This window comes from Rhizobium sp. TBD182 (genome assembly GCF_001950375.1).
Lineage (GTDB): Bacteria > Pseudomonadota > Alphaproteobacteria > Rhizobiales > Rhizobiaceae > Agrobacterium > Agrobacterium tumefaciens.
The window spans coordinates 38,438-38,640 of sequence record NZ_BDLN01000015.1 but is presented as its reverse complement, the minus strand read 5'-3'; the positions used below and the strand labels follow the sequence as shown (position 1 = coordinate 38,640).

Sequence of the window (203 nt, the reverse complement as noted above, 5' to 3'; positions counted from 1 at the left end):
GTGGCATCGGCGCGGGCGCAAACGAGATCAAATCGGCCGCCGACGATCTGGCCAAGCGTACCGAACAGCAGGCAGCAGCCGTTGAGGAAACCGCTGCCGCTCTGGAAGAGATCACCACGACAGTGAAGGATTCCACCAAGCGCGCGCAGGAGGCCGGCCTGATCGTCAGCCGCGCCAAGGCAGGTGCCGAACAATCCGGCGAA

At 64.5% G+C, this 203-nt stretch carries 1 pseudogene; it reads left to right on the top strand.

What is annotated here, in order from left to right:
- Positions 1–203: pseudogene (locus tag T18_RS25435) on the top strand (methyl-accepting chemotaxis protein); the annotation flags it as partial.